The sequence below is a fragment of the Actinokineospora bangkokensis genome, from assembly GCF_001940455.1.
Classification (GTDB): Bacteria; Actinomycetota; Actinomycetes; order Mycobacteriales; family Pseudonocardiaceae; genus Actinokineospora; species Actinokineospora bangkokensis.
Genome location: NZ_MKQR01000007.1, coordinates 630063 through 643733 on the forward strand (window position 1 = coordinate 630063; position 13671 = coordinate 643733).

The window sequence follows — 13671 nt, forward strand, 5'->3', positions numbered from 1 at the left end:
GGGAATAATCAGCCGTCCAGGTCGGCTCGGGCCGTGGGGTAACGTCGCTGTGGTGCGCGCTGAGGACATCGAACTGCTCGCCACGCCCGGGACCCCCGCTCTGCGCGGTGACTTCCTCGTCGCCGCGGTGACCGCCCCGGACCTGGCCGACAACAGCTACCGGGGCGGGTTGCACCGGGTCCCCCTCGACGGCGGGCCGGTCCGGCCGTTCACCCGGGGCTACCGCGACAGCGCGCCGGTGCTGTCCCCCGACGGCACCACCCTGGCCTTCCTGCGCGCCGCGGGCCCCGGCTCGCCCGCCCAGCTGCACGTGATGCCCGTCGACGGCGGGGAGCCGAGCAGGCTCACCGACCTCCCGCTGGGCGCCGGTGCGCCCGTCTGGTCGCCGGACTCCACCCGGTTGGCCTTCACCGCCAGGGTCCCCGAGGACGGCCGCTACGGCACCGACCCCGAGCGCCCCGACCCCGGCGACGAGGCCCCGCGCCGGATCACCCGCCTGGACTACCGCATCGACGACGTCGGGTTCCTGCTCGACCGCCCGCGCCAGCTGTTCACCGTCGGCCTCGACGGCGGCGAGCCGGTGCGGCTCACCGACGGCCTGGCCGAGCCGTCCGGCCCGGCGTGGGCGCCCTCCGGCGAGCACGTGGTGGTCGCGGCCAAGGCGGGCTGGGGCGAGCGCGACACCCAGCGCCACGACCTCTACGCCGTGCCGGTCGAGCCCGGCGCCCCGGTGCTCGTCGCCCGCTCCGCCGGGTCGGTGGAGTCGGGGCTGACCGTCGCCGAGGACATGGTGGTCTACCTCGGCGACGCCTACCCCGGCGACAACACCGTGGCCACCAACGTCGGCCTCTGGGCGGTGCCGCTGCGCCTGGACGGCACCCCCGCCGAGCCCCGGCGGCTCACCGACGAGGAGACCGTCGACTGCGAGGGCCAGGCCCCCGTGGTCACCCCCGGGGGCGTGCTGGTCTGCGTGCGCAACCGCGGCGCCGTCGAGCTGCGCCGGGTGCCGGTCACCGCCGACGCCGCCGAGCTGTCCGAGCTGGCGCTGGTCGCGGGTGAGCAGGCCGTGGTGCGCGGGTTCGCCGCCGACGGCGACCGCGTGGTGTGCACGGTGTCCAGTTGGGACACCGCGGGCGAGCTGGTGCTGGTGACCGGGGACGAGAGCTGCGCGCTCACCGACTTCGGCGCCGAGCTGCGCGGCCGCGGGGTGCGGCCGCTGGTGGAGATCAAGGCCTCCGCCCCCGACGGCTACGCCACGCACGGCTGGCTGGTGCTGCCCGAGGGCGAGGGCCCGCACCCGGTGCTGCTGGTCGTGCACGGCGGCCCGTTCATGTACTACAGCTGGGGCCTGTTCGACGAGGCCCAGGTCTACGCCGACGCCGGGTACGCGGTGGTGCTGCCCAACCCGCGCGGCTCGGCGGGCTACGGGCAGGCGCACGGGCGCTCGATCCTGGGCGCGCTGGGCACCGTCGACGCGGTGGACGTGCTGGCCGTGCTCGACGCCGCGCTGGAGCGCCCCGACCTCGACGCCGACCGGGTCGGGGTGATGGGCGGCTCCTACGGCGGGTGGATGACCGGCTGGCTGGCCGCCCACCACGGCGAGCGGTTCACCGCCGCGTGGAGCGAGCGGGCGGTCAACGCCTGGGACTCCTTCGTCGGGTCGTCGGACATCGGCTGGTGGTTCGCGGGCGCCTACTGCGGCGACGACCGGGAGGCGCTGCTGGCGCAGAGCCCGCTCACCCACGTCGACAAGATCGGCATCCCGTTCGCGGTGGTCCACTCCGAACACGACTGGCGCTGCCCGCTGGAGCAGGCGCAGCGGATGTTCGTCGCGCTCAAGCGCAACGGCGTGGAGACCGAGCTGCTGGTGTTCCCCGGCGAGGGGCACGAGCTGACCCGGTCGGGGTCGCCCCGGCACCGCACCCAGCGCTTCGCCGCGGTCCTGGACTGGTGGTCGCGCCACCTCTGAGCGCACCCGCGCGGGCCCACCCGGGGAGTCCTCCCGGGTGGGCCCGCGCGCGTTCGGGGCGGTGCGCCGAACCGGCGGCAAAGGCAAGGGGATGGGCGCACCCCCGGTGATCAGGGAAGGGGTGCCTGCGGCATTCCGCGCATCGGGATGGACCCCGGAAGTGGTGATCATCACTGTCCGGGAAAACCGAGTGGATTGCGAACTCCGACCGGGTTGCGCGTCACACCATTCGGTGAATCCCGCCCGGTGTCAGATCACGGTGAAAACCGCCGGGAAAGGGATCGCCGTCACCCATTGCCACGGCTGTCAGCGGCCCAGCGCGAACACCGGGCCGGTGGCGGTGGCCAGCGCGCAGGGGTTGGAGAAGGTGGCGGAGTAGTCCACCCGCTCGCGCCCCCAGTGGCCCACGGCGCGCACCCGCACCGGGGCCATCTCCATCGTGCACAGCGTGCCCGCCGGGGCCTGCAGGGCGTCGAGGGCGCCGTCCACCGCGCGCAACGCCCGGCAGGCGGCCGCCGGGGCCGGGTGCGAGCCGCCGTCCGGGCCGCAGCGCAGGTCCACCACCCGCACCACCCGGTCGCCGTCGTCGGTGGCCAGCACCAGCCTGCCGTGCGGCGCAGCCGCGGCCGGGTGGGCGGTGGGGACCAGCGCGGCGGCCGCCGCGACGAGGCCGGTCAGGGTCAACGAGATCATGTCCGCACTCCTGCGTGGGATCGGTTTCCGATGCCGAATGGGGAACCGGGGAAACCGCGCCCGGCGGTGCGGGTGGCAGCCGGGCGAATCCCAGCGTAGGGGGTGGCGAATCCGATTGCCCGCCCGGCTCTGGCGCCGGGGCGGCGCGCGGTGCTATTCATGTCGCCGCACCGGTCCTCGCGGTCGAGCCGGGCAATACTTCCTTAGTGCGGAGCCGCACGACCAGCCTGAGAGGTCCATTGGTGGGCGGAATGACACGTGCGGCCAGGGCCGCGCGCGACCGGTTGTCCGACCGGGTGGCGATCGGCATGCTGGTCGAGGCGTTCCCGCCCGCGGCCGTCGACGCCGCGATCGACGCGGCCGGGGTGCGCGAGCAGCGCTCCCGGTCGCTGCCCGCCCGCACGATGGTCTACTTCACCCTCGCGCTGTGGCTGTTCGGCGGCGCGGGCTACGACGCCGTGCTCGCCCGGCTCACCGCGGGCCTGCGCTGGGCGGGCGTGCCGCTGGGCAAGCGCGCCGCGCCGAGCACGGGCTCGATCACCAAGGCCCGCAAGCGGCTGGGCCCGGAGGTGATGCGCGGGCTGTTCCACGGCCGCGCCGACGCCGACCGGGCCGACGAGGAGCGCTCCGGCCGCGCCGCGGGCCAGCGCTGGCGCGGGCTGCGGGTGCGCTCGCTGTCCGACGGGGCGGTGGCCGTGGCCGACACCCCCGCCAACCTGGCCGCGTTCGGCGGCGCCGCGGTCGGGCTGGCCGTGCTCGCCTCGCCCGGCGGGGTGCTGGTCGACGTGGGCGTCGGCCCCGGCGCCGCCGACCCGCCCGGCCTGGACCCGGCCACCCTCGTGCTCACCGACCGGGTCGAGCACGGCCTGTGGCGGGCCGCCGCGGACGCGGGCGCGCACCTGCTCGGCGCGGCGCCGCCCGGCGCGCCGCTGCCCCGGCTGCGCCCGCTGCCCGACGGCAGCCACCTGTCGCGGCTGGTGCCCGAGGACGACCCGATCGGCTCGTCGCTGCCGGTGCGGGTGCTCGACGGCCCCGAGGGCGCCCTGGTCACGACCCTGCTCGAACCCGAGCGCGCCCCCGCCGCCGAGCTCGCGGACCTGCAGCGCGGCCGGTGGCGGTTCGAGTCGCTGTTCGACACCCTGGAGGCAGGCCCGGTGGTGCTGCGCTCCCAGGACCCCGACGGGGTGGCCCAGGAGCTGTGGGCGATGTTCTGCGTCTACCAGGCGGTGCGCCCGTGGCGCGGCGGCGCGGCGACCCTCGCCGAGGTCGCGCAGCAGCTGCGGCCGACCGCCCGCGGCGGCGACGCGGTGGGCACGTTCTAGGGGGCGCTCGGGGCATGACCTAGCGTGTCCGGGGTGCGCCGCCCGAGGGGCGGGCGGCGCGGACCAGCGCGGAGGTGCTCACCGGTGTCGGACACGACCAGGGTCGCGGTCATCGGCTACGGCCTGGCAGGCAGCGCGTTCCACGCGCCGTTCGTCGACGCCGTCGACGGGCTGCGCGTCAGCGCGGTGGTGACCGGCGACCCGACCAGGGCCGCCACCGCCCGCGAGCGCCACCCCGGCGTCGCCGTGCACGCCTCCGCCGACGAGCTGTGGCGCCGCGCGGACGAGGTCGACCTGGTGGTCGTCGCCTCGCCCAACCGCTTCCACGCCGAGCACGCCCACGCCGCCATCGCCGCGGGCCTGCCGGTGGTGGTGGACAAGCCGGTCGCCGCCACCGCCGCCGAGGTGCGCGGGATCGCCGAGGCCGCCGCGGCGGCGGGCGTGCTGTTCACCGCCTTCCAGAACCGCCGCTGGGACGGCGACTTCCGCACCGTCCGCGCCCTGCTCGACGAGGGCAGGCTGGGCCGGGTGACCCGCTTCGAGTCCCGGTTCGAGCGCGGCGCCCGCCCGCTGCGCCACACCTGGCGGGAGAGCACCGACCCGGCCGACTTCGCGGGCATCGCGCACGACCTCGGCGCGCACCTGGTGGACCAGGCGATCGTCCTGTTCGGCCGCCCCACCGGCGTCCTGGCCGACCTGCGCTCGCCGCGCCCGGAGGTCGACGCCGTGGAGGACGCCACGATCCAGCTGGTGCACGGCAGCTCCGAGCACGGCGACGACGTGCGCTCCTACCTGCGGATGAGCAACGCGAACGTGCCCGTGGCGCCGCGCTTCGCCGTCACCAGCCCCACCGCCGGGTACCGCAGCTGGGGGCTGGACCCGCAGGAGGCGGCGTCGCGCTCGGGCGTGCTGCCGACCGCCCCGGGCTTCGGCAAGTACCCCGAGGAGCGCTGGGGGACGCTGCTCACCACCGAGGACGAGACCACCGTCCCCACGCTCAAGGGCGACTACCTCGCCTTCTACCGCGGGGTGCTCGCCGCGCTGCGCGGTGAGGGGCCCGCGCCGGTCGACCCCGCCGACTCGGTGCAGCTCGCGGAGGTCATCGAGGCGGCGCTGCGGTCCGCGGAGACCGGGCTGCCGGTCGCGCTGTGACGGCGTCCGGGTGGGACTTCTCTCCCGCCCGTGTCAACCGGCGCCGACAGGGGTAGGACGAATCCCGTGGCAGGTGAAGAACCGGACCCGCGTCGGTGGCGGGCACTCGCGGTGACCCAGGCGGCGGGCTTCATGAGCCTGCTCGACGTCAGCATCGTCAACGTGGCGCTGCCCTCGATCCAGGCGGGCCTGGGCGCCTCGCCCTCGGCGGTGCAGTGGGTGATCTCCGGCTACGCGCTCACCTTCGGGCTCTCCCTCGTGGCGGGCGGGCGCCTGGGCGACGCGCTGGGCAGGCGGCGGATGTTCCTGGTGGCGCTCACCGGGTTCGTGCTCACCAGCGCGCTCGCGGGCGCGGCGACCTCGCTGTGGTGGCTGGTCGCCGCCCGCCTGCTCCAGGGCTTCACCGCCGGGCTGCTCACCCCGCAGAACACCGGGCTGATCCAGGACCTGTTCCGCGGCGCCGAACGCGGCCGGGCCTTCGGCGTCTTCGGCGCCACGGTCGGCATCTCCACCGCCGTCGGCCCGGTGCTGGGCGGGGTGATCCTGGCCCTGTTCGGCGACCCGGGCGGCTGGCGGTGGGTGTTCTACGTGAACCTGCCCATCGGGCTGGTGGCGCTGGTGCTCGCCGCGCGGCTGCTGCCCAAGCAGCGCAGCGAGGGGCGCCCGGACATCGACGTGGTCGGCGCGGGGCTGCTGGGGCTCACCGTGCTGTGCCTGCTGTTCCCGCTGGTCCAGGTGGACGACATCGCGTACCTGTGGTGGCTGTTCCCGCTGGCGGTGGCGGTCGGCTACGGCTTCGTGCGGTGGGAGCGGCGGGTGGTGTCGCGGGAGCGGGCGCCGCTGATGGACGCGCGGCTGTTCACCGAGACGCCCGGCTACGTCGCGGGGGCCACGCTGGGCATGGCGTACTTCTGCGGGTTCACCGGCATGTGGCTGGTCTTCGCGCTGTACTTCCAGACCGGGCTGGGGTTCAGCCCGCTGCAATCGGGGTTGTCGGTCACGCCGTTCGCCCTCGGCTCCGCGGTGTCGGCGGCGGTCGCGGGGCGGCTCGTGGAGCGGCTGGGCCGGTCGTTGACCGTGATCGGGCTGTGCCTGGTGGTCGTCGGGCTGGTGGCGGTCGCGCTGATCTCGCTGCTGGTGGAGGGGCCGTCGGTGGCGTGGTGGATCGCGCCCGCGCTGTTGGTCGCCGGTGTGGGCGGGGGAGCGGTCATCTCCCCGAACACCACGCTGACCCTCTCCAGCGTGCCGACGCGGATGGCGGGCGTCGCCGGGGGGCTGCTGCAAACGGCGCAGCGCATCGGCCAGGCCGTCGGCACGGCGGTGCTCAGCACGGTGTTCCACGCGGTGCTCAGCCGCGGCGGCGACTTCGCCCGCGCCACGGCCACCGCGCTCGGCACGGCGGTGGTGCTGGTCTGCGTCGCGCTCGCCATCGCGGTGGGGGACCGCCGCAAGCAGGAGCGCCGTGCTCCGGTCGGGGTCGGGGTCACCGGAAGTTAGGGGTGGTCTGTCGGAAAATACCCGGCCCGACCCCTGGGAAGCGCCCGCCGTGCGCATTACGCTTCGGCTGAGCACGAGCCGCGGGGCGGACCCTGCACCCCGACCCCGCGCCGCGGCCCGCGCAGCCCTGTCCCCGCCGCACACCGCAGGCCCCAGCCCGGCGCACCACCCGGGCCGCTCGCGGCTGCCCACCGGAAGGAACCGGTCCCCATGCGCACAGCCCTGCTCCGGGTCGCCACCACCGCCGCGGCGGCCCTCGCCGCCCTGGCCATCGGCACCGCCACCGCCTCCACCGCGTCCGCCGCCACCGCCGCGGCCGACCCGGTGTTCACCCCCACCGGCGACGTCACCGCGCAGGTCACCAAGCTCTCGCAGAGCGACGCCGCCTCGCGCCTGCGCTCCTCGGGCATCACCTGGTCCTCCAGCGGCGGCTGCACCGACCGGTACAACTCCACCTGCACCTCGTTCGAGCAGATCAACCTCGCCACCGTGCAGGGCGCCCAGACCCTCAAGAGCGCCACCGGGTGCGCGCTCAACATCACCGGCGGCACCGAGGTCGGGCACGCCAGCGGCACCTACAGCCACTTCAACGGCTACAAGCTCGACTTCTCGCTGAGCACCTGCCTGACCAACTACATCAAGGGCACCTTCACCTCCATCGGCGGCAGCAAGTGGCAGTCGGGGAGCGGGAACGTGTACTACCTGGAGAGCAACCACTGGGATGTGACGTACTACAACTGCGGCGGCTGCTGACCGCTGCCCGACGCGACTGCCCCCTGTCCACTCAGGACAGGGGGCAGTCGCGTGCGCGCTGCTGCGTCAAAAGCGCGCGGATTGCTTTGCGGGCTCGATGCTGTGGGGGCGTGTTGTGTTGGGTGAGTGGGCGCCCTGCTTCAAGAGCACAAGCTACTGGGGAAAGCGCGGTAGGGCGGGAGCTGTGTGCTCCCGCCCTACCGGTGGTGGTGCTGGTGGGGTCAGCCCCAGATGGAGGCGGCCCACTCGGGGTGGTCGATGAAGGGGTTGCGGTTGTGCTGCCAGGTGTCGTAGATGACCTGGTTGCGGCGCTTCTCGAAGGTGTCCGGGGGGTCCTGGGCGTTCCACTGGAGCAGGACGGACAGCTTGCCGATGTTGGGGTTGGTGCCGTTGCTGGTGCTCTCGTTGGGTTCCAGGTCCGGCCAACCGTCGTCGCCCTCGTAGCGCAGGGCCATGTAGAGGACCATGCGGGCGACGTCGCCCTTGACGGCGGAGCGGGGTTCGAAGCTGTCGGAGTCGCTGTAGCAGCCGGAGCACTGGGAGACGGCGGAGCCGCCGTTGTCGAAGTCCTTGTTGCTGCGGGTGCTGTTGACCGTGACGTCCTCGGGGCGCAGGTGGTGGACGTCGGTGCCGGGGCCGGTGGTGGTGCCGAAGTCGCCGTGGGACTTGGCCCAGACGTGCTCGCGGTTCCAGTTGTCGACGCCGCCGCCGTTGTTGGTCTTGGGGGTGGAGACGCCGGAGTAGACCTCGATGACGTTGTTGCTGTTCGCCGGGTCCTGGTCGGTGTCCTTGAGCGCGTCCCAGACCTGGTCGTAGCTCAGCTTGGTGACCCCGGTGGAGATGATCGTGTGCAGGGCCGAGCGCAGGGATGGCCCGGTCTTGCCGATCGCGTTCTTGTAGTAGGTGCTGTCGTAGTCACCGGACCCGCCGGGCGGCGTGGTGGTCGGCGGTGCGGTGGTCGGCGCCGTGGTGGTTGGTGGGGTGGTGGTGCCGCCGACCAGGGCGAACGCGGTGGTGTTCGTCAGGCCCGGGTGCGAGAAGTAGGCCGACAGCGACCCGGTGGCGTCGATGAGCTTGCCCAGCAGGGACGGGTTGCTCTTGAGGCCGAACGCGCTGCGGTGCGCGGAGGTGATCTGCACGTACACCATCCGCGACGTGCTCGTCTCCGACGCGGAGTCGGCCAGCGCGAGCGCGTAGTCCGACGGGTAGTTCGAGCGCACCACGGTGTTCGTGGCGGTCGGTTGCCCCACCACGTACCCGCGCACGGTGGCGGCGGCGCCGTTCTGCTGCCCCAGCGCCTGCGCCACGGTCAGCGGCGTGGCCGCCCCGGCGGCGGGCGCGTGCAGCGCCACCACGGCGGTGAGCCCGGTGGCCAGTGCCGAGAAGAACGCTAAGAGGGTCCAACGTCGTTGTCGCACGGCGGCAAGTCCCTTCCCCGACGGTCACCCCAGCAGGGCGACGCGAAGTGACCAACTGTTCACGATCGAGTGAAGGCTGCCATGGAACAACACACTGCGGCGTGAATTCGGTGGGGCTTTCCGATGACCGGCAGCGTTCCAACACCGAAAGGGCCACCCGACCCGGTCCGACCAGCCCAACCCCCTGCGGCACCGGGCGCACCCCGCCCGCGACCCCCGCGGCCCGCAGTCGCCGCGCCGCCCCGCGGTGGGGGTCGTCGGGCGGGCGGTGTGCGGGCGTTGGAGGATGACCGGGCACCGCACACGAGCATGGGAGACAGCATGGCGCCGCAGAAGCCCGAGATCGACTTCCCGGCTGGCGAGCCGCCGACCGACCTCGTCGTCGAGGACATCACCGTCGGCGACGGGCCCGAGGCCCGGGCCGGGCAGCTCGTGGAGGTGCACTACGTCGGGGTGTCGTTCTCCACCGGCGAGCAGTTCGACGCGTCCTGGGACCGGGGCGACACCTTCCGCTTCCCGCTGGGCGCGGGCCGGGTCATCCAGGGCTGGGACCAGGGCGTGCAGGGGATGAAGGTCGGCGGCAGGCGCAGGCTCACCATCCCGGCGCACCTGGGCTACGGCGAGCGCGGCGCGGGCGACCTCATCAAGCCGGGCGAGACGCTGATCTTCGTGGTGGACCTGCTCGGCGTCAGCTGAGCCCTGGGGCCTGTCCCAGCCGCCGCACCAGCCCGAGCACCGCGGCCGGGTCCGCGACGTGCGCGTCGTGGCCCAGCCCGGGCAGCACCACCGGGTCCTCGACCAGCGCCGCCAGCTGCTCGCCGGAGCACAGCGGGTCCCGCTCGCCGGTGGCCAGCACCACCGGGCAGCGGGCGGCCCGCAGCAGCCCGGCCACGTCGGGCGCCCCGACGGCGAACGCGCGCTGGTCGAGGCTCGCCCGCCAAGCGCCGCCGTCGCGCACGACCGCGTCCGGGTCGTCGAGGCCGCCGGGCAACCCCGCCAACCGCCCCGCCCACGCCGCCGCCTCCGCGCGGGTGGCGAAGGTGCGGGGCGGTTTCGCGGCCGTGGCGGCCGCGCGCGCCAGGTCCTCGGCCGACCACGCCACCTTGATGCCCAGGCCGACGACGCCTTCGACGTCCACCCCGAACCACCCGGACGCCAGCGCCAGCGCGACGACCCCGCCCAGCGAGTGCCCCACGGCGACATAGCGGCGGGTGGTGTCGACCTCCACGGCGGCGGCGAGCGCGCCGAAGCTGTAGCGGGTCAGCGGTGGGGCGGACCCGTGCCCGGCCAGGTCGACCGCGACGGCGTCGCCGTCCCAGCGCTCGACGACCCCGTCCCACACCCGGCGCGTCGCGCCGAGGCCGTGCAGCAGCAGGAGGGTGGGCTGGTCCACCGCGCCATGCTACTGCCGCTCACCCGAACGCGACGTGGTCCAGCCAGAAGTCCAGCAGGGCCGCGTCGCCCTCGACCTCGACCGCGCTCGCCGGGACGCGGCGGTAGACCAGCAGCAGCAAGTCGGCCAGCGAGCCGCGGGCGGTGACGGCCGCCCGCCGGTCGCCGCGGTCCCAGGTGATCACCTCGCCGGTCAGGTCGACGAACCACCGGGCACCGGGCGCCTCCAGGGCCACCGCGCGGCCCGGACCGAGCAGGTCGCGCTTGCGCGGGGTGATGGTGAAGTGCTCCGGCTGCACGTCGAGGTCCATCCACTCGTCCAGCGACTCCGCCAGCACCCCGGGCGCGGCGGTGAACGGCAGGCCCACGGCGAGGGTGGCGTCCGCGCGGTGCACCAATGTCTCGTTCGCGAAGCGGCGGGCCCAGAACGTCGAGCCATCGAGGTCGAACGGCGCCCACATGTCCACGCCGGGCCCGACCTCCAGCAGCGCCTCCGCCAGCGCGGCGGCCCCCTCGACGAGCCAGTCGCCGGGCAGCACACCGCTGTCGTCGCCGTGCAGGACGCGCAGCTCGGTGTCGTCCAGCGCCGCGCCGGTGCGCACGACCTCGGCCGCCCAGCGGTGGCCCGCGCCGATGTGGCGCACCAGCATGCCCAGCGTCCAGCCGGGGCACGACGGGACAGGGGTGCGCAGCTCGGCGCCGTGCAGCTCGCGGGCCAGCACCTCGGTCTGGGCCAGCACCTGCGCGGCGTGGGTGGGGAAGTCCACGGTCGTCCTCCTCGGGTCTCGCCCAGAGGTCGGAGCCGGGCGCGGTGCCCCTACACCAACTGCTCGATGACTTTCTCCACCCGCCGCTGCCGGGTCGCGGCGGCCTTAGCGCCCTCGACGGAGAGCACGTGCGCGCGCTGCTGGCTGTAGGACAGCTTGTCGAAGGCGGCCTTGGCGGCGGGCGCGTCGGCGAGCGCGGCGGCGAGGTCGTCGGGCACCTCCACCTCGCGCGGCTCGGTGTCGAGCACCAACCCCACCGCCACGGTGTCCCCGGCGGCGATCCCGGCCGCCTTGCGCACGTCCGCGCTCACGGGGATGAGGAACTGCCCGCCGCGCGCGGCCACGGTCGAGCGGTAGCTGTACCCGTTGACGGTGACGACGACCGCCGCGCGCTTGGCGGAGGTGAGGGCGGACATGACCGCCTCCGGGACGACCATCCCGGTCGCGCTCTTGCCGTGCAGGTCCACGGTGGTCGAGAACTCCATGCGGGGGAGTATGGGCCCTTCCCTACACTCGCCGCGTGGGCAAGCGCGTATCGGTCCGGAATGCGGCGTTCCAGCAGTGGCAGTCGCTGCTGACCAACCGCACCAAGCGCCAGCGCACCGGGGAGTTCCTGGTGCACGGCGTCCGCCCCATCACCCTCGCCGTCGAGCACGGCTGGCCGCTGACCGCCCTGCTGCGCGCCGACGGCCGCCGCCCCTCCGACTGGGCCCGCGGCGTGCTCTCCCGGGTCGACGCCCCCGTCTACGACCTCGCCCCGGACCTGCTGGCCGAGCTGTCCGAACGCGACGACGACACCGCCGAACTGGTCGCCGTGGCCGCCCTGGCCCCCGACGACCTCACCCGCATCCCCGCGGGCCCGTCGATGCTCGTGGTCGCCTTCGACCGCCCCACCAGCCCCGGCAACATCGGCACCCTCACCCGCTCCTGCGACGCCCTCGGCGCCGCGGGCCTCATCGTCACCGGCCACGCCGCCGACGTCTACGACCCCAAGGCCGTCCGCGCCAGCACCGGCTCCCTCTTCGCCCTCCCCGTCGTCCGCGCCCCCGCCCCCGCCGACGTCGCCACCTGGGTCACCGCCGTCCGCGAGGCGGGCACCCCCCTCCAGGTCATCGGCACCGACGAACACGGCCCCACCCGCATCACCGACGTCGACCTCACCGCCCCCACCCTGCTCGTCATCGGCAACGAGACCACCGGCATGAGCACCAAGTGGCACACCCTCTGCGACACCACCCTCCACATCCCCATCGGCGGCGCCGCCAGCTCCCTCAACGCCGCCACCGCGGGCACCCTCACCCTCTACGAAGCCGCCCGCCAACGCTCCTTCCCCACCGCCCGTTAGGGCGCGTTTCACGCATCCGCCACCCACCTGCGTCACCGCCCGACACCGTCCTCCACCTGGCACCACGGCCGCTTGCCCTGCACAAGGCAAACCGGCACAGCGACAAACGAGCCGACGCCACGCCTCTTGCAAACCCGTTCAAGCCCCTAGGCAGACGGTTCTGGACAGCGGTGTGCTGCGCCCAGCTACATTCGGCTCGTGAAGGTCATCACTCAGCGGGAGTTCCAGGACAACTCGGCGTGGGTCATGGATGCGGTCGAGGCGGGGGAGACCTTCCACATCACGCGCAACGACGCAGTCATCGCGGAAGTCCGTCCGCTGCCTCGGCGGAGGCAGTTGACCGCTGAGGAACTGGTCGATCGACACCGCGCGCTGCCCAGGGTCGACCGCGCCCTCTTCTGCGTTGAGGCGGACGCGCTGTTCGGCTCCGATGACCGGATCGGGGAGGGCCAGTACCAGCGTGGTGATCGCTGAGCGGCGCTAGTCGGGTGTGCCGGCAATCTGCGCGCCTGTCGACATGGTCATCGAGGTGTGAGCGGTGGACGGGGTCGCCCGGGGTGGGCGGCCCCGACCGGGAAGCCGTCAGGTCACCAGCCTCGTTCGCGCCATTGGTGGAGCTTGGGGCGTTCGGCGCCGAGGGTGCTGTCGTCGCCGTGGCCGGGGTAGAACCAGGTGTCGTCGGGGAGGGTGTCGAAGAGGCGGTGTTCGACGTCGTTGAGGAGGGACTCGAACTGCTCGGGGAGGGTGGTCTTGCCCACTCCGCCGGGGAAGAGGGAGTCGCCGGTCCAGAGGTGGGGGGTGCCGCCGGGGTCGCGGTGGAGGAGGGCGATGGAGCCGGGGGTGTGGCCGCGGAGGTGGATGACCTCCAGCTCGACCTCGCCGACGGTGATCTTCTCGCCGTGCAGGACGAGGCGGTCGGGGGGGACGGGGAGGGGGTCGGCGTCGTCGGGGTGGGCGATGGTCTCGGTGCCGAACTTGCCCGCGACCGCGCCGAGGGCCTGCCAGTGGTCGGGGTGCTGGTGGGTGGTGACGATGGTGCGCAGGGTGGGGCGGTCGGGGCCGGAGCCGATGAGGTCGGAGAGCCGGTCGGGGTCGTTGGCCGCGTCCACCAGCAGGGCCTCGCGGGTGGCCAGGCAGGTGAGCAGGTAGGCGTTGTTGTCCATCGGGCCGACCGAGACCTTCGTCACGGACAGGGTGCCCAGGGTTCGCCGGGCGGCGGGGCCACCGGGCTCGACGTGGCCGGTGTAGTCGTCGAGGAAGTCCACGGCGCTCAAAGCTAGCGCACAGGTCCGGGGTGTACCCGTTTCAACAGGCCGTACTCAGGGAACGTACCCTGTTACCAACGCGTGACCTATTCACCGAG

14 protein-coding genes and 1 pseudogene are annotated in these 13671 nt (G+C 74.0%); 8 read left to right on the forward strand and 7 right to left on the reverse strand.

Features of this window, described 5'->3' with window-relative positions:
• Positions 1-52 precede the first annotated feature (52 nt).
• A complete protein-coding gene (locus BJP25_RS07280) occupies positions 53-1969 on the forward strand; it encodes a S9 family peptidase (RefSeq protein WP_075974146.1) in 1917 nt (638 codons plus the stop codon).
• Between the two features lie 306 nt (positions 1970-2275).
• On the opposite strand, the gene BJP25_RS07285 is transcribed toward BJP25_RS07280, so the two are convergent.
• Positions 2276-2662, reverse strand: a complete 387-nt coding sequence (locus tag BJP25_RS07285) for an SSI family serine proteinase inhibitor (protein ID WP_075973965.1) — start codon at positions 2660-2662, stop codon at positions 2276-2278.
• A 251-nt stretch (positions 2663-2913) separates the two neighbouring features.
• Between BJP25_RS07285 and BJP25_RS07290 the strand changes: the two genes are divergently transcribed.
• From BJP25_RS07290 to BJP25_RS07305, 4 genes are all read left to right on the forward strand, one after another.
• On the forward strand, positions 2914-3984 hold the full coding sequence (locus BJP25_RS07290) for a transposase domain-containing protein (RefSeq protein ID WP_075973966.1): 1071 nt from the start codon (positions 2914-2916) through the stop codon (positions 3982-3984).
• Positions 3985-4068: 84 nt separating this feature from the next.
• Positions 4069-5136, forward strand: coding sequence for a Gfo/Idh/MocA family oxidoreductase (locus tag BJP25_RS07295; protein WP_075973967.1), 1068 nt, complete (start codon positions 4069-4071; stop codon positions 5134-5136).
• Positions 5137-5202: 66 nt separating this feature from the next.
• The gene (locus tag BJP25_RS07300; RefSeq protein ID WP_075973968.1) at positions 5203-6633 is read left to right on the forward strand and encodes an MFS transporter; all 1431 of its coding nucleotides are present in this window, start codon (positions 5203-5205) and stop codon (positions 6631-6633) included.
• Between the two features lie 210 nt (positions 6634-6843).
• Entirely contained in the window at positions 6844-7386 is a 543-nt protein-coding gene (locus BJP25_RS07305) for a hypothetical protein (RefSeq protein WP_075973969.1), read from the forward strand.
• Between the two features lie 221 nt (positions 7387-7607).
• Here the strand turns inward: BJP25_RS07305 and BJP25_RS07310 are convergent, their stop codons facing one another.
• Positions 7608-8411, reverse strand: coding sequence for an endonuclease I family protein (locus BJP25_RS07310; RefSeq protein ID WP_408607113.1), 804 nt, complete (start codon positions 8409-8411; stop codon positions 7608-7610).
• Positions 8397-8804, reverse strand: a pseudogene (locus BJP25_RS36525) (DUF6359 domain-containing protein); the annotation flags it as partial. The gene BJP25_RS07310 and the pseudogene BJP25_RS36525, both read right to left, overlap by 15 nt.
• Before the next feature lie 321 nt (positions 8805-9125).
• Between BJP25_RS36525 and BJP25_RS07315 the strand changes: the two are divergent.
• Positions 9126-9500 carry an FKBP-type peptidyl-prolyl cis-trans isomerase gene (locus tag BJP25_RS07315; protein WP_075973971.1) on the forward strand — a complete coding sequence of 125 codons (375 nt, stop codon included), beginning with the start codon at positions 9126-9128 and terminating at the stop codon, positions 9498-9500.
• Here BJP25_RS07315 and BJP25_RS07320 read toward each other — a convergent pair.
• The 3 genes from BJP25_RS07320 to BJP25_RS07330 are packed head-to-tail and all read right to left on the reverse strand — an operon-like array spanning position 9493 to position 11448.
• Complete coding sequence (locus BJP25_RS07320; RefSeq protein WP_075973972.1) at positions 9493-10197, reverse strand: alpha/beta fold hydrolase; 705 nt, start codon at positions 10195-10197, stop codon at positions 9493-9495. The two genes, BJP25_RS07315 and BJP25_RS07320, sit on opposite strands and share 8 nt — an antisense overlap.
• A 19-nt stretch (positions 10198-10216) precedes the next feature.
• A complete protein-coding gene (locus BJP25_RS07325; protein WP_075973973.1) occupies positions 10217-10963 on the reverse strand; it encodes a maleylpyruvate isomerase family mycothiol-dependent enzyme in 747 nt (248 codons plus the stop codon).
• A 50-nt stretch (positions 10964-11013) separates the two neighbouring features.
• Positions 11014-11448 (reverse strand): YdeI/OmpD-associated family protein, encoded by a 435-nt coding sequence (locus BJP25_RS07330; RefSeq protein ID WP_075973974.1) that lies wholly within the window; start codon positions 11446-11448, stop codon positions 11014-11016.
• A gap of 35 nt (positions 11449-11483) precedes the next feature.
• Here BJP25_RS07330 and BJP25_RS07335 point away from each other — a divergent pair, with 35 nt between their 5' ends.
• Both BJP25_RS07335 and BJP25_RS07340 read left to right on the forward strand, forming a co-directional pair.
• Complete coding sequence (locus BJP25_RS07335; RefSeq protein WP_075973975.1) at positions 11484-12308, forward strand: TrmH family RNA methyltransferase; 825 nt, start codon at positions 11484-11486, stop codon at positions 12306-12308.
• Positions 12309-12506: 198 nt separating this feature from the next.
• Positions 12507-12782 (forward strand): type II toxin-antitoxin system Phd/YefM family antitoxin, encoded by a 276-nt coding sequence (locus BJP25_RS07340; protein WP_075973976.1) that lies wholly within the window; start codon positions 12507-12509, stop codon positions 12780-12782.
• A gap of 113 nt (positions 12783-12895) precedes the next feature.
• Here BJP25_RS07340 and BJP25_RS07345 read toward each other — a convergent pair whose 3' ends face one another.
• The gene (locus tag BJP25_RS07345; protein ID WP_075973977.1) at positions 12896-13573 is read right to left on the reverse strand and encodes an MBL fold metallo-hydrolase; all 678 of its coding nucleotides are present in this window, start codon (positions 13571-13573) and stop codon (positions 12896-12898) included.
• Positions 13574-13671: the final 98 nt, after the last annotated feature.

Excerpts from the sequence above, each read along its gene's own strand:
- BJP25_RS07315 (WP_075973971.1), top strand. The coding sequence starts at position 9,126 with ATGGCGCCGCAGAAGCCCGAGATCGACTTCCCGGCTGGCGAGCCGCCG.
- BJP25_RS07305 (WP_075973969.1), top strand. The coding sequence starts at position 6,844 with ATGCGCACAGCCCTGCTCCGGGTCGCCACCACCGCCGCGGCGGCCCTC.
- BJP25_RS07290 (WP_075973966.1), top strand. The coding sequence starts at position 2,914 with ATGACACGTGCGGCCAGGGCCGCGCGCGACCGGTTGTCCGACCGGGTG.
- BJP25_RS07285 (WP_075973965.1), bottom strand. The coding sequence starts at position 2,662 with ATGATCTCGTTGACCCTGACCGGCCTCGTCGCGGCGGCCGCCGCGCTG.
- BJP25_RS07330 (WP_075973974.1), bottom strand. The coding sequence starts at position 11,448 with ATGGAGTTCTCGACCACCGTGGACCTGCACGGCAAGAGCGCGACCGGG.